Consider the following 24,117-nt stretch of genomic DNA (forward strand, 5'->3'; position numbering starts at 1 on the left):
AAGAGTTGCATCGCTGCGCTGTCTTCGAGACACGAAAGAGCGTTGCTCATGCGCAATCTTGTCGCAAAGATTTCTCTCGATATGGAGCAAAACTGCGTAGAAAACCTTACTGCTCCTGCAGTGCTACGCACTTCGTCGCAAAGAATTGCCCTCGCAGGCTTCGGTCAACTCTTGCCCGCGGCAAGCGAGGCAGTTTTGCGGAATATCGATACTTAATATTCTTTAGTTCAACAAATATTAAGTACAAAAAACATACCGAAGCTAAAAAATTCCAGACTATATTAAAAGAATGCTAGTGATAGCGCTTTCATTAGAAATTTCTGAATTTATACTTAAGGAGTAATGAAATATACCTAAAGAAAAGGGGTTAAGAAATGGGCAAACGTTTTAAAGGGTTTACGCTATTATTGATGGTCATGATTTTTGCCTTGATTGCAGCTGGCTGCAACTCAGGAGATTCAGATTCAGGATCAGGTTCTGGCTCAGGAAGCGGCGTGGATGTAGGAATCATCCTGCCGACAAAAGATGAGCCGCGCTGGGTTCAGGATGAGCAGCGCTTTAAAGATGCTTTAGCGGATTCCGACTACTCGACAGAAATCCTTTTCAGCCAAGGATCTTCAGCAAAAGAAAAAGAAAATGTTGAAGCATTGCTGAACAAAGGCATCAAAGTATTGATCATTACACCGCATGACGGAGCAGCGGCAGCAGCGGCTGTAGAAGCAGCGAAGAAAGATGATGTCACAGTCATCGCTTATGACCGTTTGATCACAGATACGGATGCAGTGGATTATTACGTTACATTCGACAGCTTGGCTGTTGGTGCAGCACAAGCGCAATACTTGCTCGACAACATCGAAGGATCTGGCGTACCGCTTTACTTGTATGCCGGTGCAGCATCTGACAACAACGCATTCCTATTCTTCGAAGGCGCATGGAAAGTGCTTCAGCCGAAAATCGCTGACGGTACATTGGTCATTGCCAACTCAAGCGAAGCGGAAGCATTGAAAGACTCTGCAGACTTGTCGCGTGAAGACCTAGGTAAAATCATCGGCCAGGTTACGACAAACTGGGATCCGAACGAAGCCAAAAACAAAGCACAAACGCATTTAACTGCAGCATCTGATGCACAAAAAGGCGACGTCGCAATTTTGGCGCCGAACGATGGCACAGCACGCTCGATTGCCGATGTATTCGCTTCAGACAGCGCAGTGACGAACTATCTGTTGACTGGCCAAGATGCTGAGAAAGCATCGATTCAATACATCATTGACGAAAAACAATCGATGACAGTATTCAAAGATGTTCGCACATTGGTAGAAGATGCGATGGGCATGGCAATTGAAGTGCTTGACGGCAACACGCCAGAAACTACTGGTACTTACGACAACGGCCAAGTGGAAGTCAAAGCAAAACAGACTGACGTTATCGTTGTGGACAAAGAGAACGTCAAGCAAGAATTGATCGACTCAGAGTACTACGATGCAAGCGAATTTACAGGCCTCGAATAAAAACGGAATATGAAAAGGAATAGTGATAGATTTTTCTATCACTATTTCTTGATTACATAGCATTTTCAGCAGGGAGGCGATCGAATGAGCGACTATATATTGGAAATGAATAATATTACAAAGCAGTTTACCGGAGTGAAGGCATTGTCCGATGTCAGTTTCAAAGTGAAGAGAGGCGAAATTCATTGCTTGATCGGTGAAAATGGCGCAGGGAAATCGACGTTGATGAAGGTATTAAGCGGCGTTTATCCTTACGGCACATACGAAGGCGATATTGTCTTTGAAGGGCAGGTCCAGAAGTTCAATACCGTAAACGACAGTGAAGCGGCTGGAATCGGCATCATTTATCAGGAGCTTGCCTTGTTCCCGGATCTTTCCGTTTACGAAAACATTTTCGCAGGCAATGAAATTAAAAAAGGGCCGTTCATTGATTGGAATCAGACAATCACCGAAGCCGGAAAATTGCTGAAAAAAGTAAAGCTGAAAGTGAAGCCGGAAGTGCTTATCAAAGATTTGGGCGTCGGCAAGCAGCAGCTCATTGAAATAGCGAAAGCATTGAGCAAAGACGTCAAATTGCTGATCTTGGATGAGCCGACAGCAGCGCTGAACGAAGACGACAGCGAAAATCTGCTGGAATTGCTGAAAGAGCTGAAAAGCCAGGGCATCTCTTGCATCATGATATCGCATAAGTTGAAAGAAGTGATTTCCATCGCTGACAAAGCGACCATTTTGCGGGACGGCAAGACGATTTGCACGCTGGATGCGGCAAAAGGCGAGATCAAGGAAAACTTGATCATCAAAAACATGGTCGGGCGCGACATCGAAGACATTTATCCGAAACGGCCGGACAAAAAAATTGGTGATACTGTACTCGAACTGAAAAATTGGTCGGCTTATGACATCGAGCTGGGCCGCAATGTTGTCAAAAACGCCAACCTGCAGCTGAAAAAAGGGGAAATCATCGGCATTGCCGGTTTGATGGGATCTGGCCGCACGGAGCTTGCGCAAAGTATTTTCGGCAACCCGAAAGGCTATAAACTGGATGGTGAATTATTGGTTTTTGGCGAAAAGAAAAAATTCAAGCACACAAGCGACGCCATCAAAGCGAATATCGCCTATGTAACGGAAGACCGCAAAGGCGATGGCCTGTTCCTCATCCAGGACATTAAAAGCAATGTCTCTGCTGCGCATTTAAAAGGGATTTCGCATAAGGGCATCTTGAATTTGAACGAAGAAGTCAAAGTCGGAACCGATTACAAAAACAAGCTCCATGTCAAAGCGAACTCGCTCGAACAGATTGTCGGCAAACTCAGTGGCGGCAATCAGCAAAAGTATCGCTCGGCAAATGGCTTTTTACCGGGCCGAAGATTTTGATTTTGGACGAGCCGACGCGTGGCATTGATGTCGGGGCAAAATTCGAGATTTACACGATCATGAACGAATTGATCAATGAAGGCTTGAGCATCATCATGATTTCCTCGGAACTCGGGGAAGTGCTCGGCATGAGCGACAGGGTCTATGTCATGGCCGAAGGCGCGATCAAAGGGGAATTGGATATATCAGAAGCAACGCAAGAATCGATCATGGAACTCGCTACGCAATAGGAGGTTAAAAGGATGAATTATTTTTCGGAAGCAAAAACATTATTAAAAGAAAATATACGCGAATACGGAATGTATATAGCGCTTGCTGTCATCATGCTGGTTTTTGCAATCCAGACGGACGGTTTGTTCTTGTCCTCAAGGAACATCAGCAATTTGCTGGATTCTGCGGGCTATATCGCCGTATTGGCAGTCGGTATGACATTGGTCATCGTCATCCGGCACATTGATTTATCAGTCGGGTTTTTAGCCGGGTTTCTTGGAGCGGTAGCTGCCATCTTCCTGACCCAGATGGGCGTTTCGGTGTTCATCACCATTCCGGTCATTTTGGTTTTCGGCGCGTTGATCGGCCTCGTAAACGGCGTGCTGATTGCGAAAGTCGGTATTCCGGCGTTCGTTGCAACCTTGGCCGGGATGCTCATATTCCGCGGTGCGCTTTTGCAAGTCACGGAACGGACCGGCACGATTATCGTCAACGATGACGGTTTCAATGCAATCGGCAATGGGTTCATCCCATCGCTGATGGAGATCAACGGCTTGCACTTATTGACGCTGCTAGTCGGTGTGGTCGGCATCCTTTTCTATATCTACAGCGAGTTTTCCACACGCAGAGATAAGATGAAATACGGCTTTGAAGTCATGTCCATCGGCTTATTCATCACGAAGATCGTTTTGATTTCCGCAATCATCGCTTACATCACGTGGCTTTTAGCTGGCTATAACGGATTTTCATGGACAGTGATCATCATGCTGGGCGTCGTCGTCATCTACCATTTCCTGACGACGAAAACAGTTCTTGGCCGCCACATTTACGCAGTCGGGAGCAACCCGGAAGCTGCACATCTCAGCGGCATCAATGTCAATAAAATCACTTATTTCGTGTTTGGTTCGATGGGTATGCTTGCAGCCCTTTCAGGAATCCTGTTCACGTCGCGCCTGCAATCGGCAACGACGACAGCCGGCACATTGTTTGAGCTAGATGCGATCGCGGCTGCTTATGTCGGCGGCGTATCGTCTGCAGGCGGCGTCGGCAAAGTGACCGGCGCGATCATCGGGGCAATCGTTATGGCTTCGTTGTCGAGCGGGATGAACTTGCTGGGTGTCGGCATTTCCTATCAATACATCATCCGCGGGGGTGTTTTGGCAGCAGCTGTTATATTCGATGTCATGACCCGAAGAAAAAGAGGATAAATCCCTAAAAACGGCGCCAGGCATCCTTGCAAAAGGGAGCCCGGCGCCGTTTAAACTTGCTATTGTGAATTTTTCTTCAAATGGTAAGATGATATCAGTCTACAGCAAAGGAGGCAGCTTGCATGAGGAAAAAAGTGATCATTGTCCTCCTGTCATTAAGTGCTATCTTTCTGGTATTCACGATCGCTTCCGCAGAAAAAGTGTTCCGGCCGAGCACCGAGCTGCCGAAATCGGTTTCGACAACCAATGGCAGCCCGCGCCTTGTTCTCATTACGCAAGAATTGGAAACTTCATTTTGGGACGAGGTGGCTGCAGGAGCGAAAAATATGGCGCTTGAAGAAGGAGCCCAACTTGAAGTTTGGGGCAGCTACGGCACGAATTCAGATGAATTTCTGAAAAAATTGGAATTGGCGATTCATTCGAAGATGGACGGCATCATTGTACAGGGGCTGGACACTGAAGCGTTCAATGAATTGACGAAAGTCAAAGCGGCATTTTATGGCATTCCCATCATCACCGTTGCAAACGACGTGCCAAAACAGGAAAGCTTGCGCAAAACATACGTCGGTTCCGACCAGTTCGATGCAGGCAATCTCCTGGCGAAGGAATTATTGATAGATATGGAACACCAGGGCGAAATCATTATCTTGTCCGATGAAGATTCCCAATACTACCAGCAGCAGCGCATCGCAGGAATGATGGATGTTTTTAAAGCTTATCCGGCTGTCACCGTAACGAACAGCCAAACCTCCAGTTCGAAAGAACAAGTCGTGGCTGCTGCCCAGGACTTTCTGAACAAGAGCCCGGACGCCAAAGGCATCGTTGCAGTCAATGCGAATCACTTGGCTGCGATGCTGCAGGAGATTTCACGCCGGACGCAAGTGGAACCTTATCACATCTATTCTTTTGACGACGGCCCCGATGCTTTAGCGCTGTTGGAACAAGGCGAAGTGGATGCATTGATTAGGCAATCGCCAGAGGAAATGGGCAAAAAAAGTGTTGAACTGATGATAGACTGGATAGCCAGTGAATCGGAGCCTCTGGATACAGAAGGCTATATCACAGATATTGAATTGGTGAAAAGAGTGGATGGTTCCTGATGAAGACAATACAGCAAAAAATCTGGATGCTTGTCGCCATCGTCCTGTTTGTTATGATTGCGATTTGGTTGACCCTGACATTTTATAACCAAAAAACGCAAGACCAATACAACGAAATTTTGCAGCGCTACCTGGAAATGAATGAAGTGACGAATGCAAGCCAGCAAGTGATTACGGATTTGAATAATTTTCTGATTGACCCTTCATTCAATAACGAAAGCAGTCTGAGCAGCAGCACTAGAAATGTGTTGGCTGCGCAATCGGCCGTGTCCGAGCTGCGCAATGAAGAAAATGATTTTATCCTGACCAATTACATTAACCTGATCGACAGTTTTGTAGAGACGGTTGAACGCTCTGTGAGTTATCAGAATGCCGGCGATGCAGATTCATCGCTGGCGGAGTTTTCAGAAGCCAACCGCATATCGACGTATATTTCTGAAATGACCTTGTCGATTATTGATTCGGAATTGAAATCGTACGAGTCATTTTACCGCGATATTATCGCCAAATCCGATGACCTCAATCAAATGGGCATTTGGCTCTTTCTGATGATGACTTCATTTCTGTTATTGCTGGCGTATTTGTTCTCGTTGAGCATCACGCGGCCAGTCCATCAATTGCGCAAAGCCGCAAACGAATTATCGAAAGGCAGGTTTGATTTGCCGATCAAAGTCGATTCCAATGATGAAATTTCGTTTCTGGCAAGGACTTTTGATAATATGCGAGTCAGCGTCAATAACCTTTTTGCTGAAACTCAGATGAAAGCTCAATTGGAAATCGAGCTGCAGGAAAATAAGTTATTGCTGCAGGAAAGCCAGCTGCGTATCCTGCAAAGCCAGATTAATCCGCATTTTCTTTTTAATACTTTAAACACCTTATCCAAAAAAGCGTATTTGGAAGGGTCCGAAGAAACAAGCGATTTATTGGTGAACGTGGCTGGGCTGTTCCGCTACAATTTGAAGCGCATGGACCGTCCCGTCACGCTTTACGAAGAAGTCGTCGTTTTAAAGCAATACATGGAAATTCAGAAAGCCCGTTTTCCAGATCGGCTTCATTTCCACACAGAGGTGGACGACTCCTGCCTGACGATTGAAATACCAGGGCTGACATTACAGCCGCTCATCGAAAACGCGGTGATCCATGCGATTGAACCGCAGGAAGATGGAGGCCATATCTGGTTTCGCATCATTGACCAGGAAGAAGAAGTCCGGATTGAAATTGAAGACAGCGGCGGCGGCATGAGTTTCGACAAGCGGAAGCAATTGCTTGAAGGAACCATCATTCCCGAAAATGGCCATTCAACTGGCATCGGGTTCTCCAATGTCATGAAGCGGCTGGCATTGTTCTACAGCCGAGAGTCAATCGTTTCAATCGACAGCGAAGAAGGCAGAGGTACAAAAATCATGTTGAAACTACCGAAAACAAGGGGGATTGCAGATGCAGGCGAAGCTGCTGATCGTTGATGACGAACCAATTGAACGCCAGGCCATGCAGGCGATCTTGCAAAAAGCTTTTCCGGACATTGAAATCAAGCAAGCAAAAAACGGCAAAATCGCCATTGACATTGTAGATGACTGGAAACCCGATATCGTCTTTATGGATATCCTGATGCCCGGCATGACAGGGTTGGAAGCAATTTCAAAAATCAAGGAAAAACATGAGGATGATATCCAATTTGTTATGGTCACTGCATTTGAAACGTTTGAATATGCCCGCCAAGCCATTAAATTAGGGGTCAAGGATTATTTGCTGAAACCAAGCAAGGCCAGTGATATTGCAGACGCCCTCGGGAAAATATTGGAGCGGCTGAAGCAGCGGGAACAATGGGGGCATCCGATGCTGCATGACCAGCAATCCATTCAAAAAGCGTTGGCGTTAGTCGAAACGGATGTAGTGACTCAATTATTATTTGATCATGTGCATGAAGTGCATATTGATATGCTCATGGAAATGCTGGAAATTCAGCCTTCTGATGAAAAATTCGTAATGGTCGTCATTGTTCCGGAAAGCACAGAACTGAATTATTCGGCGATCAAAGAAAAGCTGAGAAGTGCTGGCGGGTTTTGGATGGGAGCCATGTACGGCAGGCAATTGCCCATCATCGTTTTTCGTGATGAAGGCGTGTCTTTCCGTTCCCAGGCGGTAGCGCTTGCCAATCAAGTGCTCGAAATTGCCCGGGAAAAAGGGGACAAAGGATGGTTTATAGGTTTTGGGAATGTCTGCCATTCATTGGAAGAAATCAGGCAGTCCTACCAGGAGTCATTGATCGCGACAATGGATGCCGCATACCGGAATAGCTACCGATTTTATGCCGACGTCCCCAAATTGGCACATGGCAGCGGTGCACATTCATTGAAACAAGAAGAACGGAAATTCTTTGACTGGATTCGCTTGGGCGAATGGGAACGTGTCGAACAGGTTTCGACTTCATTAGTAGAACGGTATGAAGGGCTGGGCACAGAAGTTTTAATAGCGCAGCAGAGGATGCAGGAATTATTATGGGTCACTTCGCGCATCATGGAAGAAATCGGAATTGAATCGGACGTACCTTATTTCACCGTCCAGCCGAAAGATTACCGCATGCTGAAAAAAGAAGCCGCCCAATTAATGGCGCTGCTGAAAAATGCATACTTGATGCATGGAAATCGCCTTGAGGCGGATAAAATTCACCAGATCAGGCAATTTATCATGGACCATTCGCACGAAGACATTTCGCTTGAAGCCTTAGCGAAGCAAGTGGATTTGAGCCCGATTTACATCAGCAAAATGTTCAAAGAAAAACTTGGCATCAATTATATTGATTTTTTGACCCAATGCAGGATTGAAAAAACGAAAAAATTGCTTGCCGATCCGGAGCTTAGCTTGAAGGAAATCACGTTTGAAGTCGGCTACCATGACCCGAATTACTTCAGCAAGGTGTTCAAGAAAATGTGTGGAATATCACCGACCGATTACCGGAAATCGATTGTTGGTTCCAGGGAATGAGCAAGGGGCCGCTGAAGATGAAAAAACTGACATCAACCAAGTTCCTGGTTTTATATGTATTCGTCATTTCTTTACTGATGGCCGTGGGCTGCAGTAAACAGCCTATCCCCGAAGAAACGCATAAACAAACGCCTGAGCAGGATGAGGAAAACAGTGGTGAACCCGTGAAAATCGGCTTTTCAATGGATACGCTGAAAGAAGAGCGCTGGCTGAAAGACCGTAATTTGTTCAGGCAGGCAGTCGAAAGTCTGGGTGCGGAAATTGAAATTCAAGCGGCGAATGGCGACGATTCGCTGCAAATTGCCCAAGCGGAAGAGATGATCAACAAAGGCATCGACGTTTTGGTCATCGTTCCGCATAATGCTGAAGCAGCCGCCGCTATTGTCGCTAAAGCCCATCGCGCTGGCATCAAGGTCTTGTCTTATGACAGGCTTGTCAAAAATGCAGATATCGACTTATACGTCTCGTTTGATAACGAAAGGGTGGGCGAATTGCAGGCGATGGAAATGCTGAAGCAAGCGCCCAAAGGCAAATACGTTTACATCGGCGGTGCGGTGACGGACAATAATGCCCATTTGCTGAAGAAGGGGGCATTCAATGTTTTGCAGCCATACATCGACAAAGGCGATATAACAATCACTTATGATCAATGGACCGAAGATTGGACGCCGGCCAATGCATACATCAATATGGGGCAGGCGCTTCAGTCGAATAATAATAGGGTCGATGCGGTTATTGCGGCGAATGATGCCACTGCAGGCGGCGCTATCCAGGCATTAAGCGACCAAGGGCTCAAGGGAGTCGTGCCGGTCGCAGGGCAAGATGCCGAGCTGGCAGGCGTCCAGCGCGTCGCTGTAGGGACGCAGACAATGACGGTGTACAAACCGATCGATATTTTGACTGAGCGTGCAGCCGAACTCGCCATTAAATTAGCGAAAGGCGAGCGCATCGATGTCAACCGGACGGTCAATAATGGGAAAATCGAAGTGCCGTCGATTCTGCTGAACCCGATTGCCGTCGTCGAGTCGAATATTAGCAAAACAATCATTGAAGATGGCTTCCATTCACGGGAAGATATCTACCAGATTGAATAGCATCAGCCGCCGGATCTTGTTCCGGCGGCTTTTTTGCGGCAAAGGCTTATATTAATTGGGAGTTAATGTTAACATTAGTGAAAACATTTCAGGATGGACACAGCGCTTCAGCTGCATCCAAGAAGGAGGGAAAAGATGGCAGCGGAATTTTTCAGCAGGCACCAAGAACGAGATGCCCTTTTGCCCGCAAAGCGCCAACAGCTTTTGGAGAAATGCATGGAAGATTTGACGGCCGACAAAAATGTCCTGGCGGTTTACCTGAGCGGCTCATTGGCAAAGAAAACACATGACCAATATTCGGACATCGATTTGCATATTATCGTCAAAGCCGGCCGTAAAGCGGAATTCATCCTGAATAAGAAAACAAGATCGGAACGATGGGGAGAGGTGCTGTTCCACGAAGGCATTAACCCGGTAGCTCCGTATATCGTCAGCCATTATAGCTGTTTTGTGAAAATCGATAGCTGGTATCATGCCCCGGACGAAATCAAACCGTCGCATTGGCTCCATAAAGCCCAAATCCTCTATGATCCGGATGATATCTTGAAAGAGATATTGGCCGCATCAGCACATAAAATTTATCAAGTGTCTATAGAAGAAGTGGAAATGTGGAAAGGCAAAGTCCTCGCTTTTGCGCACGAAACCTACCGGGCTGCCATGCGCAATGAATCCTATTACGCAGCGGCAAACTTGGACCGGCTGCTCAGGTACATTGTCTCGGGCTGGTTCATGGAAATGGAACAGCATTTTGACGGCGCTTTCAGCAGCTGGTCAAAAGTCGAAGGCGGCAGAAGCGATTTGAACGAACGGGAATTGGCGCTTCTGAGCCAATGGCAATCAGGCCGCAATACCGAGGACATCATGGCAGTCCTCGAACAGACGGTGCCCGAAATTCTCCGCCTGAATGGCGTATTGAGCCAAAAAGTCGGTATTGAAGAAAACCGGGAGCTTATGGACCGTATTCTGCGCATGGCCTATTAATCGAAGATCAGGGAGTGGACGCAATGCCTTTGGAAATAATCAGGAACGATTTAACAAAAATGCACGTCGATGCCATCGTCAACGCAGCAAATTCAAACCTTCAGATGGGAGGCGGCGTGTGTGGAGCTATATTCCAAGGGGCCGGCGCCAGTGAAATGCAGGCAGCGTGCAAAGAGTTCGGCGATTGTCCGACAGGGAACGCGGTGGCGACGCCGGCATTCAACCTGCAGGCGCGCTATGTCATTCATGCAGTAGGCCCTGTATGGCAAGGCGGCGGACAAGGAGAAGAACGGCTTTTGCGGTCCGCCTATTCAACGTCCCTCAATTTGGCACAGGAGTTGGGCTGCGAATCGATCGCTTTTCCGCTTATCTCATCCGGGATTTACGGCTACCCAAAAGATCAAGCTTTGGAAATTGCCATTTCAGAAATCCGCAGATTCCTGCAGGACCACGAGATGCTGGTCTACCTGGTCGTCTTCGACCAAAAATCCTTTGTCATCAGCGAATCCCTGGCCGATTCCATCAATTCCTATATTGATGAACATTACGTCGAGGAAATGGCTGTCCGCTATCCGCGTCTGGAGCAAGAAGTTATTCTTCACGAGGCTGAGGCAAAGCTTCCGGCTTCTCTTGAGGACTTTCTGGCGCACATCGATGAGCCGTTTTCAGTGCGTTTGCTGCGTTTTATTGATGAAAAAGGCATGGAAGATGTTGAAACGTATAAAAAAGCCAACGTCGACCGCAAGCTGTTTTCTAAAATAAGAAATTCACCTTCCTACACGCCGATGAAAAAAACAATCATCGCTTTTGCCATTGCGCTGGAACTTGATCTGGATGAAACCGAGGAATTATTGGAAAGCGCGGGCTATGCCTTGTCGCGCAGCAATAAATTCGATGTCATCATCGAGTATTTCATCGTCCATGAAAAGTACGATATATACGAAATCAATGAAGCCTTATTTTCTTTCAATCAAGCGCTTTTGGGCGCGTGATCCGAATGCCTTTCCATGAAACAGCAGCCTCTCTTTGTTTAATGGATTCCGGACAGGGAACTTGGATAAAGAGAAAAGCTCGATATGGAAAGGATGATGCAAGATGCAGACATTAAAAGCGGTTTTTTTGAATTGCTCATTAAAAAGTTCGGACGAAACTTCGAATACGGAAGGATTTATCCACGATGTGCAAACCCATTTCAATCAGTTAGGCGTTGAATCGGAAATTATCCGGCTCGCCGATTGGACCATCGGCTATGGCATCGAAGAAGATTTAGGCGGCGATGACCAATGGCCGGAAATCTTCGAAAAAGTCAAGGCGGCGGATATTGTCATCATCGGCACCCCGTTATGGCTCGGCGAAAAAAGTTCGATTGCCACATTGGCGATCGAGCGCCTCTATGGCAGCAGCAGCTCAACCAATGATAAAGGCCAATCGATTTTTTATAACAAAGTCGGCGGAACGGTCATTACCGGAAACGAAGACGGGGCCAAGCACGCAGCGGCTTCGATCTTATATGGCTTGTCCCATATCGGATTCGTCATTCCGCCGAATGTTGATGCTTACTGGGTAGGCGAAGCAGGTCCGGGTGCATCGTATATCGAAGCCGGGCGGGACAATGAATTCACGAAATCCGCTATCGAACGCCTGGCGTATAATACCTACCATTTAGCCGGCATGCTGAAAAACAATCCCATTCCTGCACAAGGCAATACACTGGAATAAATACATCTACATGCACACGTTTAATTATTTGTCGCTTGTAAAGCGACCTCTCGCTTCTCCGGAAATCGTATCCTGAAGTTGTAGACAAAACAACTTGAGGAGGAAAAAACATGAACAACGAAATGACGGAATTGGTATTCATCTTGGACAAAAGCGGCTCGATGGCCGGACTTGAAAGCGACACGGTCGGCGGCTTCAACGCGCTGATCGCCAAGCAGAAAAAAGAGTCTGGCGATGCACGGGTCACTACGGTGCTGTTCAATCATGGCTATGAGCTGCTGCACGACCGCATACCACTGAACGGCGTTCGGCCGATCACGGAAAAAGAATACGAAGTCAGCGGTACGACAGCGCTGCTGGACGCAGTCGGCGCGACTATCCAAAAAATACGCAATGTCCAAAAAAGCACCACTGAGCAAGAACGCGCCGCAAAAGTGATTTTTGTCATCACAACGGACGGCATGGAAAATGCCAGCTGTGAATATACACATGAGAAGATCAAGGCTTTGATCGCCCGCCAAAAAGAAGAATTCATGTGGGAGTTCATTTTCCTGGGCGCCAATATCGACGCCGCTGCGGCCGCAGAGAAATTCGGCATTGGCAAAGAATTCGCAGCTGATTACCATGCAGATGCGGAAGGCACCGAATTGAATTTTAATGTGTTGAGCGAAGCGGTAACTTCGTTCCGCCACAACGAAAAACTCGACGGCCAATGGAAAAAAGACATCGAAGCCGATTTCATTAAACGGAAACGCCAATAAGCTCCTGTTTTAAGCCGCTTCAGCCACATATGCTGAAGCGGCTTTTGGTTTGCTGAAACTTTTAAAGCATCTAGCGAGTCTACTCAAGTATAAGGGGGGATACAAGATGAAAAAACTGCTGTTTGGAGCAATTGGGGTGTTGATCATATTTGTGAGCGGATGTGGCCAACCCGGAAATTCTACAGGCACCAACGTAGCTGACGATGTGGAATTCGGAAAAGACGAATACCAAAACATCACCTTGTCCGGCAATGCTTTGGGTATGGCGGTGCTGCCTGAAATCAAACCTGACAACAGCGGCAATGCATTCATTTCCCCTACAAGCCTCTACATGGCATTGGCGATGGCCTATAACGGAGCGGACGGCAAAACGAAAGAAGAAATTGCCGACGTGCTGTACACTGAACTGGATGCGGAAGGCATGAACCGGGCGAATGCTTCGCTCCTCGCAATGCTCGATAAAGAGTCAGAAGCAATCACGTTGAATGTCGCGAACTCGATGTGGCTGAATGGCGAATTTCAATTGCAAGAAGGGTTTGCCGCCAACAACCAAGATTATTTTAACGCCGAACTCGAAGTGATTGATGTCACTGCAGCAGGGACAGCGGATAAAATCAATGGCTGGGTGGACGATGCGACAGCAGGCAAGATAAAAGACATGGTAGCCGATCCGCTTAACCCCGATCTTGTGGTCATGCTGCTGAACGCCATTTACTTCAACGCCGACTGGCAATTTGAATTTGATGAAAAACAAACTGCAGCGGCTCTTTTTTACAATGAAGACGGCAAAGCCATGGAAAAGCAATTCATGAAGATGGAAACGAGGCTGGACTATTTGGAAACCGATGAATTCCAGGCAGTTGCTTTGCCTTACGGTGAAGGAGACGTGACTATGAATGTATTCCTGCCGGCGGAAGGGACAACGCTTGCGGAATTTACAGAGTCTCTGAGCAGTGAAAAGTGGGAAAGCTGGAAATCTGGATTCAATGAACAGCCCGTGTCGATCCAAATGCCGAAGTTCCAGCTCTCCTATGAAGTTGAGCTGAATGATGTGCTGAAAAAGCTGGGAATGGCGACAGCCTTTCAAAAAGGAGCGAACTTTTCAAAAATAATCGAAGAAGATGACCCGCTTTGGATCAGCTTAGTGAAACAAAAAACTTTCATAGAAGTGGATGAAAAAGGAACGGAGGCAGCTGCAGCAACTCAAATTGATATCGTTACAGAATCGGCGGGGCCAGAGGCAGTGTCGATGGTGGTGGATCGGCCGTTTTACATCGCCATCAGCGATGAACAGACAGGGGCAATCCTCTTCATGGGGGCGATCCGCGACCCGCTAGCGGCAAAATGAAATAAGCTGGATAACTCTTTCACCGCTAAGTTATGGCTTAGCGGTTTTTTGAAGTTAATGGTTTTAATTGACTGGCTGCAGTTAAACAAATGCATTTTAGAGGGAGGTAAAATTAAATCGACCTAAATGCTACCATTTCCTTGTTATCCATGGTAAATTTTCTTAAATGATGGGTTTCTGAAAATTTCATCTATTTTTCATTTGAATATGTTCTAATATAGAGAGAAGGAAGATTGACGGGCGGAAGGGGTGTTTGGGATGAAGGTGCTGTTGGCGGAAGATGATGAGATGTTGGGGGAATTGACCGTGCATTTACTGAAGAAAAAAGGGGCAAAGTCGGTAGATTGGGTGATGGAAGGCGAAGATGCCTACGATTACGCGCGTGCTTCTTTTTACGATGTTATTGTATTGGATTGGATGATGCCGAATGGTGATGGCGTTGAAATTTGCAAAAAGCTGCGGAAGAATGGCTATAGCGGCGCTGTACTGATGCTGACGGCGAAAGACTCCCTCAGCGACCGGGTGGAAGGCCTTGATGCAGGAGCAGATGATTACCTGGTAAAGCCTTTTGAAATCGAGGAATTATGGGCCCGGTTGCGTGCATTGGCCAGGCGCACGTTTTCACCTTTGCAGGAAGAAATAGTGGAATTTAATGGACTTAAAATCAACCGGACTTCCCATAGCGTGTGCCGCAATGAAGAACAAATCAGTCTGACGCCCCGTGAGTTCGAGCTGCTGGATATGCTTGTACAAAATCGGGGCAAGGTTTTAACCCGTGAATTGATATTTGACCGCATTTGGGGGTTCGATACAGACGTGTCGATGAAGACGATCGACGCCACGATGAAACTACTGAGGAAAAAAGTTGATGCCGATGAAGGCGAAAGCCTGATCGAAACAATCAGGGGAGTAGGCTATAAAATTGAAAAAACCTGATGCCAACAAAACCAAAAGCAAAGATGTCTTTTCACGGACGCGCAATCGGCTGACGCTGTTTTACAGTCTGGCCATCATCGCGTTTCTCTTCGTTTTTGTGCTTTTTACCCTGTCGGTTTTTTATGTCGAATTGAAGCAAGATCAGGAGAAGACGCTCACCTTGTTATCCGATAGGGAAGTATCGATGGCTGAACGTGCGCTTTATGGCAGCGGAGGAGCCTGGCGGGAGCAGGAGCGCAGAGTGCTTGCGGAAAATCACGTGTTTTATTACATCACTGACAACTCAGGCGATTTGATGATCAACCAGGATGATTACGAAGAGCTGCGCTTTCTTTATCTGGACTTGATCGATGATTGGGTCACAGAAGACATCGAAATAAAACGTTTTCCGATCGATATCCCGAAAGACGATCCGCTTTTTGCCGACTTCCAGGATTTTGAACGGGAAGTGCTGGTGCTGGCGCGGCCGGTTTACCATGACGGGAACCGCATCGCTATGATGTACATGGGAATCGACAATAGCTTTTACAAATCAGTCATGCAATGGCTAATTATCGTCTTCAGCGGCGTTGCGCTGCTTTTTGCGTTAATTGGTGTATTATTGAGTCGCTGGATGGCAAAGCGGGCTATGATTCCTGTCGAGCAAGCTTATAATGTGCAGCGGGAGTTTGTGTCAAATGCATCACATGAATTGCGGACACCGCTCAGCGTGATCCTGTCTGCAGTAGAAGCATTGGAAATGGAGAGCGGCAATAGCCCCTTCTCGAAAAAAATTCAAACGACCTTAAAACACGAAGTCAAACGGATGTCGAAACTGATTACGGAATTGCTGGCTTTGGCCCGGTCCGATTCCGACCAGGCTGTTCTTGAAGTGAAAAAGGAATGGTTCAACTTCAGGCCGGCAGCAGCGCAAGTGATGGCTTCGCTGAGCGAATTGAGCGCAAGGAAAGGGATTCAGCTGGAGCTTGATGCGAACGATGAGATCTTTGTCCAGGGAGACAGCGATCGCTTAACACAATTGCTGTATATCCTAGGGGAAAATGCCATTAAATACACACCAAGCGGTGGCAAGGTGCAAATCGCACTTTCAGTGGAACATAAGAAAAGGCAAGGGGAGCTGTCATTGACTGTGAAAGACAACGGCATCGGAATGGCGCCGGGAGACCGGGATAAAATTTTCGAGCGTTTTTACCGCGCTGATAAGGCACGCTCACGCAAAGAAGGCGGCTATGGCCTCGGCTTATCCATTGCAAAATCGATTGTCGACATGCAGGGCGGAACAATTGGCGTTGACAGTACGGAAGGGGAGGGGACTGTCTTCAAGGTCCATATCCCGTTCGGCGCATTGCCGGAAGAACTGCAAAAACGGAATGTCTATTTCACAGAAAAGGAAATGGAATGATTTTGCAAAATAAAAACACCCTTGAATCCATCCATCTAATGGCTTGGATTCAAGGGTGTTTTTATTTTGCCGCAGCTCACGAAAAGCCGCCCATAGCGGCATCTCGTGAGCTGTGGAAAGAAACCCACAGGCAGGCGGGGTTATCCACAAGAGGCGAGAATGGGTGCGCATATAGCAGTACGACCGTACTAATAAAAAAAGAGAGCAATAAATAATTTAATACAACTGTACTGAATTATTTGAAAATTACTATTATTCTGATAGAATAGAGATATGCCGAAACTAATCGATCACCCCAAACAAAAGCAAGCAATTGCCGAAGCCGCGTGGAGAGTTATCATGCAACAAGGTATGCAAAAAGCGTCAGCCAGAAATATTGCGAAGGAGGCCGGATTATCACTCGGAGCAATGCGTTATTATTTTTCGGCGCAAAACGAATTATTGGCCTATGCCAATCAACTGGTCCATGCCAGATTGGCAGAAAAGATCGACACTATATTCCAGGACGACGTGCAGCCGAAAGAGAAAATTCTTCGTGTGCTGCTTTGCCTGCTGCCGTCAGAGGAAGAACCCATGCTTGAAACGTCAGTCAGGTTGAGCTTGAAGATGGCGGCCGCACAAGAGGCTGAAACCAGCGGAAAGGTTCCGGACGCCGCCTATTCGGCAGCGAAAAATGTCATCTCGTATTTAGCCCTATTAAATCTATTAGTGAAGAATGCGGATCTGGAGCTTGAAACTGAGCGTTTGTCAGCATTGTTGGATGGGCTGGCTATGATAAGCCTAGCGAATCCTGCAGAAGCCGAAGAGGCAAAAATTAAAAGGCTCATACGCTATCATTTGAATTCAATTTGCACCGAAAGTTTCAGCGAGCCGAAATGACCACTGTACCAGTTTAACAAAAAATCTACAGCCAGGGTATAGGCTGCAGATTTTTTTGCTTGTATCCAGCTAATCGAAAAGGGAAGCAGGTATGTTTGGGGAATACAATTGCTAGAACTACTCATTTGTATAGATAATCTATGATTTATACAAAAAAATGCATACTAAATTTAGATTACATAATATTTATATATAACACTAAAATTAATTGGATTCAGTGTTATTCAGCTTAATGCGACGTCAAGCATCATCATAACCGCAAAGCCGATGAGCAGGCTGTTTGCAGCAAGTCCATGATTGCCGTTTTCCCGTGAACCTGGAATCACTTCTTCTGCGACGACGAAAATCATTGCACCGGCAGCGAAACTTAATGCATACGGCAGCAGCGGCTGCATCATGCTGACCGCTAAAGCGCCGATTACTGCCGCAACCGGCTCGACAAGCGCCGATGCCTGACCGTAGAAAAAGCTTTTCAAGCGGGACTTTCCCTCAAGGCGGATCGGCATTGCCACCGCAATTCCTTCAGGGAAGTTCTGCAGCCCAATGCCGATTGCCAAAGCGACGGCCCCCGCAATTGATGCTTCTTGATAGCCAGCTGCCACAGCACCGAAGGCAACGCCAACAGCGAGGCCTTCCGGGATATTGTGCAAAGTAATTGCCAGCACCAAAAGCCGGCTTCGATTTGCGCTTGGCGTAATATTTTTGTCGGATGGGTGCTGGTGCGGGATGTACCGATTCAAAAGGAAAATGAACAAGCCGCCTGCTAGAAAACCAGCGGCACTAATTAGCCATGCAGGTCGTGCGTGCGCTTGTTCCGCCATAGCTATCGCAGGAGACAGCAGAGACCAAAAGCTCGCAGCAATCATGACTCCTCCTGCAAACCCCAGCATAGCATCCATGATTTTCAGATGGATGTGTTTAACGAAGAATACAGTAGCAGCACCGATTGCTGTAACGCCCCAAGTGAAAAGCGATGCAAGAAACGCCTGCATGACCGGAGGCAAGGCGATCAACCACTCAACCAAAAATCATCACATCCTCTTATCTGGATTTGTGAAATCTAAAAAACCGCTAATTCACTGAAGAATTAGCGGTTTCTATGGGTTAATAACTTAAAGCTTTTTCGTATAGCCAGCGTTTTAGGTTGCCGGCGGAATTGAAGGAGATGGCTTCGCCTGTAGCTTGATGCTCTGCTCTGACCACAACATTTGATTCATTGGATATGAAGGCCCAACCTTCTTCCATTAAAGTGCGCGTCATTTTTATGACCATGCTTGATCCTCTAATTGTCTCCATGCTCACTTTGCTCATCCCCTTCACCGTTATAATTCCATTATATAAAATTCACTTAGAAAACAGCAATTATAATGTTTGATAGGTTTATTCCTTCTTTCATCTTCCTTTAAACCTGAAATGAAAAAAATAAAAAGGCCCGCACGTTGGTCAGCGGGCCTTTAACGATCGGGTTAAGAAGGTTGGTTCAGTAAATTTTCCAATGCTTGTTTTTCGAGCTTGATCTCATTTCGAGTCCGGATCCGCATTCTTCTGGCTACTGCCAGAGGCGGACTCCAGCTCAGTAATGCCTGCTGCAGCATAAATGCGCCAGCAGCTGCTGTCAGGTAATGCCATTTTTTATTGCCAGCCAATGCCAGCCCAGTTCCTGCAATCGCTAGCGCTGCATTCATGCCAGATACTGCACGCCCCGCATCCCATTCACGATCCAGGCTGTCGATCCGTTCTTTAATGGCCTCGTTGCTTTGGCGCTTGAAATACCCCACATTCGCTTCGATTTGGCGCTCGATTTCCTGATTGATGGAATCGGGTGTATTGGCTTGGGTTTTCGATTGGCCAGTCGGCAATTCCAAGGTGGTTTCTTCCATAATAAAATCCCTGCTTTCCTATAAGATTATGCTTTCTTATTATTCCGCATGGCATAAATCCTAAACATCGGAGTGGGAAATAGAAGAAGCGTAAAAAGCATCAGGCCATAAGTAGGGAAAATATCTGAATAGTTAGCGGAATTGGGTTTATTTTCGAAAAAAGGGGAATATAATAGTAGCAATTATTTTACTTTGCTGAAAATACAAACTGAAAGGAGAAATGAAAATGAATGACATTACAGTTGCATTTCGGGACATGTGGTACAACGTTGTCAATTTCCTGCCGAACATCCTGGGCGCAATCCTTTTGTTATTGGTCGCATGGGTAGTTGCAACCATCGTACGCATGATTTTCCAAAAAGGATTGAAGAAAGTCGGCGCGGACCGGGCAATGGTTAAAGGCCACATGGCGAAAACAGTGGAGGATGCAGATTCAAAGCTGGATTCCATCGGTAAAATTTTCTATTATTTAGTGTTTATCCTCTTCCTGCCAAGCGTCTTTGAACAATTGAACATGGGAGCAGTTGCAAGACCGATTTCCAATATGATGGACAAATTGCTGGCCTTCCTGCCTAATCTCTTGATGGCTACGATCATTTTGATTCTAGGTTTCTTCATCGCAAAATTTGTAAAGAATCTTGTTGTTACGCTCCTTGCAACGGTGAACATCGACCGTTGGTTCAATAAGCTGACAAATAAGACGGACACTCCGAAAAAAATGTCGGCGAGCGATAAGAATACACTTGCCAATGTTTTGGGGAATGTCGCTTTTATCATCATTCTCATTCCGATTGTCACAATAGCGCTTGAGACGCTTGAAATCGAATCGATTTCACAGCCGATCACTTCTATGCTGAACCAAGTGCTGAACATGATTCCGAATATCTTCGTGGCGATCATTTTGATCATCGTAGGTGTCATGATTGCGAAATTTATCGGAGACCTTCTCACTAGCTTGTTGAAAGGCACGGGAATCGACAATGTGTCGAATTACTTGAACACCAGCAGCAATCCGAACGTGCCGACCTTTGATTTAGCGAAAATCATCGGTAAAACAGTTCAAGTTTTGATCATCATTTTCTTCACAGTCGAAGCTTTGAACGTCTTGCAATTGGATGTATTGAATAATATCGGCTCTGCGATCATCAGTTACCTGCCGCTTGTATTGAGCGCATTGATCATTCTGGGCATCGGTATTGTCGGTGCAAACCTATTGGGCAATTACATCACTAAATCATCCGGCAACCGGATGACGGGCGGCATCGTGAAATATGCCATCATCATCATGGCTGTCTTCATGACTTTGGATCAATTGAACTTTGCAACGAATATCGTCAATTTGGCATTCCTCTTCATCGTAGCTGGACTTGCAGTCGCATTTGCGATCGCATTCGGCATCGGCGGCCGCGATATGGCAAAACGCCAATTGGAGAAATTTGAAGCAAAAGCGGAAGCGGAAGAAAAGAAACCGAATCCGCCGACAAACGACGACTACAGAAGTTTCTAAGGAATTCTTAAAAAAAGAGTAATGAGCAATAAAGCCGGGCAGTGGTTAAACACAGCCCGGTTTTTTCGTTGATTTTAAAATTTTTAGCTGGTGGCTAAAAAGCTGGTTAAACAATTGTATATCCAGAAGTATCTAACGTGTGATAATAGTCACACTAAATTATAGAATGAATACGGTTATGTATTAAAAAAGCTTTAGATTTAATTTAAAAAATATTTTTTATTATTAATTCAGTATTTTCAGTTGTTGCAGTAGACTAATGGATATAGTATATTATATATGTTGGAAGATTTAGATAATCATTAGTTTAAAAGTTCCTTATTTACTTCGCAAAGACAACTTTAAGCCTATTTTAATTGGTGAGCCTTTTAGCTCACGGATTTTAAACGGAAGATTGGTATTTCAGTCAAACCGGACAAATCTTATTATAAATAAGCTTATGCCGACCATACATAAGTTAAAAGTCCGTTTTCCCAATTTATTTCTACAAATTATGCAGAAACGTGAAAAGGGGTGTGCTTGTATGCCACAAAAACAACTTTTGCCTCAGCAGTCAGTTGCTTATTATTTTGTAAGGTCCAAAAGTGTCCATGAAGAAGAAGGAGAAACTTTCGTAACGTTATTTGCCAGGTTATGCCGGGAACACACATTTGTGAGTGGTGGAAAGAAAATGAGTGAGCGGGAATCGGTCTGGGTTGACATCGATGAAGTAAAAGCATCACATGCAACGGAAAAAATGCTTAAATTGCCAAACCGGATCCAGAATTTCGTGGTGCCAGAAAATGTCTTTTTGGAACTGGTCAATACAGCGAAAACATGCCCGAAAGAACTTTATTTTGTTTCACCGATCCATATCTCCAAATTCTAGACGTTAAAAATCCATTAAACAGAGTGAAAAGAATAAGGCTGTTATTTTATCCGCTTCTTAATAATGGGGCGTTTTTTTTTTGTGTTTTTTTTTGAAATTGATGCATGCCAACGTCATAAGTGCTGATTTTAAGGGTATACAATAGATTACATGAATCGGCCCTAGGCTGAATAGCAGAAAAATTCACTGAAACACAGCTTCGTGTCAGTGAATACACGGACAGTTAGTTATTGCAGTGCAATGCGTGTTCCAAGCGTTTTTACTGAGTTTGTGCACATGCACTTGCAGTTCAACTTGCATAGATTGGAGAATGTTTATGGATTTATTGTTGATTATATTATTGCTGCTGTTTTGTTTGTTGGTATCCAACATCATCAGCCATTACACGCCATTCATCCCGACCGCTTTAATCCAAATTGCACTTGGCGTGGCAGTTGTCATTCTATTCGATGACATTTCCTTGGAAATTGAAACAGAATGGTTTTTGCTCTTGTTCATTGCGCCGCTGCTGTACAGTGATGGCAGGAACTTTCCGCGTGATGAATTATGGCGCATGCGCGGGCCGATATTAGGCAATGCAATATTCTTGGTGCTGATCACTACAGTCGCCGGGGGGTATTTCATCCATTGGCTCATCAGCGAAATTCCGCTTCCTGCCGCATTCGCTTTAGCGGCGATTCTTTCGCCGACGGATCCTGTTGCCGTGAATGGCATTGCGAAACGGATCCACTTGCCGCAAAAAGTGTTGAACCTGGTTAGAGGGGAATCGCTGATCAACGATGCATCAGGCCTCGTGGCGTTCAATTATGCAGTTGCAGCGGTCGTTACCGGCTATTTTTCCATACAGGAAGCCGCAATCGATTTTTCGTATAAATTCTTAGCCGGCCTTTTCCTCGGTGTTCTCCTCGGCCTTTTGGTGACAGGCATTCGCTATTTGCTTCGCAAGCAGGGAATCAGCGATGTGACATTCCAGTCGCTGCTGTCCATTCTTACACCATTTTTGATTTTTTATATAACAGAAGATGTGCTTCATGCGTCCGGCGTTATCGCAGTTGTCGTAGCCGGCATCATCCACGCGCTTGTCCGTGAGCGGACGGAAACGTTCGTTGCTGAAGAGCAAGTGCTGACCGAAAACATCTGGACGATTCTGCTGTTCATCTTGAACGGTTTTGTGTTCCTTCTGCTCGGGTTGAGCATCCCGTCATCAATGAGCGGCGTGCTTGAGAATGAAAATATCAGTGAATTGCTTTTGCTGTCCTATGTCGCAGCCATTGCATTGGCTATTTTAGGGATTCGGTTAATTTGGGCTTATCTTTATGCTTATTACGAATACAAACGCGGCAAACTAGAAGAAGTGGACAAACCCACAGTGAAGACGGCCATCATGGTCAGTTTGACCGGCGTCCGCGGCACGGTGACGATGGTCGGCGTATTGTCTATTCCGTATTTACTGGAAAACGGCGATGACTTCCCGAACCGTTCGTTGATCATTTTCTTGGCAGCCGGCACGATTTTATTCACATTGATTGCAGCGACGGTTCTGCTGCCATTATTCAGCATCGGTAAGACAGATGAACAAAAAGGGGCGAAACTTGATATTGAAGAAGCGCGCCGCCGAATTTTGCTGGCCTCGCTCAAAAAGCTGAAGGCGGAATTGAATGTCGAGAACGAAGTTGCCGCTTATGAGTTGATCGACGAATATACGATGCGCCTCAACCAATTGGACTTTGACGAAAGCTCCCTTGAAAAAGGCACGAAAAGATTGAGGGACCGTATGAGGGAAATCCGATTTTCGGCATTGGAAGAAGAACGCCGTTATATTGACACCCTTTACAAAGAGGGAGGAATGGAAGAAGGCGTCTACAATGCTTTCGATAAATCCTTGATCCGCAGGGAACAAGCCATTTCAAAAGGCTTCCGGTCAATCATCGTCTTTATCGAAGGGAAATTGGCTCGTGCGGCTAAACGTTTTGGCGGCCAATATGTCAAAGACGAGGAAACGCGCTTGGTGAAAAGCCAGGAAGCGAAAGAAATCCAATTGCATGCACTTCAAAAAGGGTTGAAAAAGTTGGAAGAGCTGGCCGCTGAAAATGATTACAAGGACATGATGCAAGCGGTCATCACCGATTACAAGCAAATGATCGGCGGCCTTAAACGCCCGGATTCGCAGTACAATGAACATTTTGAGTTATTAAAAGAAGAGCTGCGCATTGTCGTAATGGACAAAGGGCGTTCTGAGATTTACAAAATGTATGAACGCGGAGACATCACACGGGACCAAGCCAAGGAGCTAAGGCGCTATGTCAATCATTTGGAAAGCATCACGTTATACGAATATGGAGATTAAGGAACCAAAA

The 24,117-nt window shown here is 46.1% G+C and carries 21 protein-coding genes and 1 pseudogene; 19 read left to right on the forward strand and 3 right to left on the reverse strand.

What is annotated here, in order from left to right:
* The 16 genes and pseudogenes from EGV91_RS17260 to EGV91_RS09150 form a co-directional block, all read left to right on the forward strand.
* A partial coding sequence (locus EGV91_RS17260; RefSeq protein ID WP_206662865.1) for a hypothetical protein occupies nt 1-216 on the forward strand: 216 nt, incomplete at its 5' end.
* A gap of 158 nt (nt 217-374) precedes the next feature.
* Nucleotides 375-1,508 carry a sugar ABC transporter substrate-binding protein gene (locus EGV91_RS09080; RefSeq protein WP_135502845.1) on the forward strand — a complete coding sequence of 378 codons (1,134 nt, stop codon included), beginning with the start codon at nt 375-377 and terminating at the stop codon, nt 1,506-1,508.
* Nucleotides 1,509-1,592: 84 nt separating this feature from the next.
* Nucleotides 1,593-3,112, forward strand: a pseudogene (locus EGV91_RS09085) (ATP-binding cassette domain-containing protein).
* A 12-nt stretch (nt 3,113-3,124) separates the two neighbouring features.
* Nucleotides 3,125-4,300, forward strand: a complete 1,176-nt coding sequence (locus EGV91_RS09090; protein WP_135502847.1) for a sugar ABC transporter permease — start codon at nt 3,125-3,127, stop codon at nt 4,298-4,300.
* A 122-nt stretch (nt 4,301-4,422) separates the two neighbouring features.
* Nucleotides 4,423-5,400 (forward strand): substrate-binding domain-containing protein, encoded by a 978-nt coding sequence (locus EGV91_RS09095; RefSeq protein WP_135502849.1) that lies wholly within the window; start codon nt 4,423-4,425, stop codon nt 5,398-5,400.
* Nucleotides 5,400-6,863 carry a sensor histidine kinase gene (locus tag EGV91_RS09100; RefSeq protein ID WP_135502851.1) on the forward strand — a complete coding sequence of 488 codons (1,464 nt, stop codon included), beginning with the start codon at nt 5,400-5,402 and terminating at the stop codon, nt 6,861-6,863. Before EGV91_RS09095 ends, EGV91_RS09100 begins: the two co-directional genes overlap by 1 nt.
* Nucleotides 6,838-8,385, forward strand: a complete 1,548-nt coding sequence (locus EGV91_RS09105; protein ID WP_135502853.1) for a response regulator — start codon at nt 6,838-6,840, stop codon at nt 8,383-8,385. The genes EGV91_RS09100 and EGV91_RS09105 overlap by 26 nt, the downstream gene beginning before the upstream one ends.
* A gap of 17 nt (nt 8,386-8,402) precedes the next feature.
* Nucleotides 8,403-9,479 (forward strand): D-xylose ABC transporter substrate-binding protein, encoded by a 1,077-nt coding sequence (gene xylF / locus EGV91_RS09110; RefSeq protein ID WP_135502855.1) that lies wholly within the window; start codon nt 8,403-8,405, stop codon nt 9,477-9,479.
* Nucleotides 9,480-9,614: 135 nt separating this feature from the next.
* Nucleotides 9,615-10,460, forward strand: coding sequence for a nucleotidyltransferase domain-containing protein (locus EGV91_RS09115; protein WP_135502857.1), 846 nt, complete (start codon nt 9,615-9,617; stop codon nt 10,458-10,460).
* Nucleotides 10,461-10,483: 23 nt separating this feature from the next.
* On the forward strand, nt 10,484-11,452 hold the full coding sequence (locus tag EGV91_RS09120; protein WP_135502859.1) for a macro domain-containing protein: 969 nt from the start codon (nt 10,484-10,486) through the stop codon (nt 11,450-11,452).
* A gap of 103 nt (nt 11,453-11,555) precedes the next feature.
* Nucleotides 11,556-12,179: a flavodoxin family protein gene (locus EGV91_RS09125; RefSeq protein WP_135502861.1), complete on the forward strand. Its 624-nt coding sequence runs from the start codon at nt 11,556-11,558 to the stop codon at nt 12,177-12,179.
* Between the two features lie 110 nt (nt 12,180-12,289).
* A complete protein-coding gene (locus EGV91_RS09130) occupies nt 12,290-12,940 on the forward strand; it encodes a vWA domain-containing protein (RefSeq protein WP_135502863.1) in 651 nt (216 codons plus the stop codon).
* Between the two features lie 106 nt (nt 12,941-13,046).
* Nucleotides 13,047-14,288 carry a serpin family protein gene (locus EGV91_RS09135; RefSeq protein ID WP_135502865.1) on the forward strand — a complete coding sequence of 414 codons (1,242 nt, stop codon included), beginning with the start codon at nt 13,047-13,049 and terminating at the stop codon, nt 14,286-14,288.
* Nucleotides 14,289-14,546: 258 nt separating this feature from the next.
* Nucleotides 14,547-15,224 (forward strand): response regulator transcription factor, encoded by a 678-nt coding sequence (locus tag EGV91_RS09140; protein ID WP_135502867.1) that lies wholly within the window; start codon nt 14,547-14,549, stop codon nt 15,222-15,224.
* Nucleotides 15,211-16,626 carry a sensor histidine kinase gene (locus EGV91_RS09145; RefSeq protein ID WP_221300983.1) on the forward strand — a complete coding sequence of 472 codons (1,416 nt, stop codon included), beginning with the start codon at nt 15,211-15,213 and terminating at the stop codon, nt 16,624-16,626. Before EGV91_RS09140 ends, EGV91_RS09145 begins: the two co-directional genes overlap by 14 nt.
* A gap of 273 nt (nt 16,627-16,899) precedes the next feature.
* Nucleotides 16,900-17,505, forward strand: a complete 606-nt coding sequence (locus EGV91_RS09150; RefSeq protein ID WP_135502871.1) for a TetR/AcrR family transcriptional regulator — start codon at nt 16,900-16,902, stop codon at nt 17,503-17,505.
* A 224-nt stretch (nt 17,506-17,729) separates the two neighbouring features.
* Here EGV91_RS09150 and EGV91_RS09155 read toward each other — a convergent pair whose 3' ends face one another.
* From EGV91_RS09155 to EGV91_RS09160, 3 genes are all read right to left on the reverse strand, one after another.
* A complete protein-coding gene (locus tag EGV91_RS09155) occupies nt 17,730-18,530 on the reverse strand; it encodes a ZIP family metal transporter (protein WP_206662866.1) in 801 nt (266 codons plus the stop codon).
* 79 nt (nt 18,531-18,609) lie between these two features.
* Entirely contained in the window at nt 18,610-18,777 is a 168-nt protein-coding gene (locus EGV91_RS17220) for a hypothetical protein (RefSeq protein WP_175580290.1), read from the reverse strand.
* Between the two features lie 194 nt (nt 18,778-18,971).
* Complete coding sequence (locus tag EGV91_RS09160) at nt 18,972-19,385, reverse strand: DUF2892 domain-containing protein (RefSeq protein WP_135502873.1); 414 nt, start codon at nt 19,383-19,385, stop codon at nt 18,972-18,974.
* Nucleotides 19,386-19,611: 226 nt separating this feature from the next.
* On the opposite strand from EGV91_RS09160, the gene EGV91_RS09165 reads away from it, so the two are divergent.
* The 3 genes from EGV91_RS09165 to EGV91_RS09175 all read left to right on the forward strand — a co-directional run bounded on the left by EGV91_RS09165 (nt 19,612) and on the right by EGV91_RS09175 (nt 24,107).
* Nucleotides 19,612-20,892 carry a mechanosensitive ion channel gene (locus EGV91_RS09165; protein WP_135502875.1) on the forward strand — a complete coding sequence of 427 codons (1,281 nt, stop codon included), beginning with the start codon at nt 19,612-19,614 and terminating at the stop codon, nt 20,890-20,892.
* A 523-nt stretch (nt 20,893-21,415) separates the two neighbouring features.
* Entirely contained in the window at nt 21,416-21,760 is a 345-nt protein-coding gene (locus EGV91_RS09170; protein WP_135502877.1) for a hypothetical protein, read from the forward strand.
* Between the two features lie 316 nt (nt 21,761-22,076).
* Nucleotides 22,077-24,107, forward strand: coding sequence for a Na+/H+ antiporter (locus EGV91_RS09175; RefSeq protein WP_135502879.1), 2,031 nt, complete (start codon nt 22,077-22,079; stop codon nt 24,105-24,107).
* Nucleotides 24,108-24,117 lie beyond the last annotated feature (10 nt).

Source organism: Planococcus koreensis, assembly GCF_004761975.1.
Lineage (GTDB): Bacteria > Bacillota > Bacilli > Bacillales_A > Planococcaceae > Planococcus > Planococcus koreensis.

Coding starts and splice junctions, on each gene's coding strand:
- EGV91_RS09080 (WP_135502845.1), top strand. CDS start 375: ATGGGCAAACGTTTTAAAGGGTTTACGCTATTATTGATGGTCATGATT.
- EGV91_RS09090 (WP_135502847.1), top strand. CDS start 3,125: ATGAATTATTTTTCGGAAGCAAAAACATTATTAAAAGAAAATATACGC.
- EGV91_RS09095 (WP_135502849.1), top strand. CDS start 4,423: ATGAGGAAAAAAGTGATCATTGTCCTCCTGTCATTAAGTGCTATCTTT.
- EGV91_RS09100 (WP_135502851.1), top strand. CDS start 5,400: ATGAAGACAATACAGCAAAAAATCTGGATGCTTGTCGCCATCGTCCTG.
- EGV91_RS09105 (WP_135502853.1), top strand. CDS start 6,838: ATGCAGGCGAAGCTGCTGATCGTTGATGACGAACCAATTGAACGCCAG.
- xylF (WP_135502855.1), top strand. CDS start 8,403: ATGAAAAAACTGACATCAACCAAGTTCCTGGTTTTATATGTATTCGTC.
- EGV91_RS09115 (WP_135502857.1), top strand. CDS start 9,615: ATGGCAGCGGAATTTTTCAGCAGGCACCAAGAACGAGATGCCCTTTTG.
- EGV91_RS09120 (WP_135502859.1), top strand. CDS start 10,484: ATGCCTTTGGAAATAATCAGGAACGATTTAACAAAAATGCACGTCGAT.
- EGV91_RS09125 (WP_135502861.1), top strand. CDS start 11,556: ATGCAGACATTAAAAGCGGTTTTTTTGAATTGCTCATTAAAAAGTTCG.
- EGV91_RS09130 (WP_135502863.1), top strand. CDS start 12,290: ATGAACAACGAAATGACGGAATTGGTATTCATCTTGGACAAAAGCGGC.
- EGV91_RS09135 (WP_135502865.1), top strand. CDS start 13,047: ATGAAAAAACTGCTGTTTGGAGCAATTGGGGTGTTGATCATATTTGTG.
- EGV91_RS09140 (WP_135502867.1), top strand. CDS start 14,547: ATGAAGGTGCTGTTGGCGGAAGATGATGAGATGTTGGGGGAATTGACC.
- EGV91_RS09150 (WP_135502871.1), top strand. CDS start 16,900: ATGCCGAAACTAATCGATCACCCCAAACAAAAGCAAGCAATTGCCGAA.
- EGV91_RS17220 (WP_175580290.1), bottom strand. CDS start 18,777: ATGGTCATAAAAATGACGCGCACTTTAATGGAAGAAGGTTGGGCCTTC.
- EGV91_RS09160 (WP_135502873.1), bottom strand. CDS start 19,385: ATGGAAGAAACCACCTTGGAATTGCCGACTGGCCAATCGAAAACCCAA.
- EGV91_RS09165 (WP_135502875.1), top strand. CDS start 19,612: ATGAATGACATTACAGTTGCATTTCGGGACATGTGGTACAACGTTGTC.
- EGV91_RS09170 (WP_135502877.1), top strand. CDS start 21,416: ATGCCACAAAAACAACTTTTGCCTCAGCAGTCAGTTGCTTATTATTTT.
- EGV91_RS09175 (WP_135502879.1), top strand. CDS start 22,077: ATGGATTTATTGTTGATTATATTATTGCTGCTGTTTTGTTTGTTGGTA.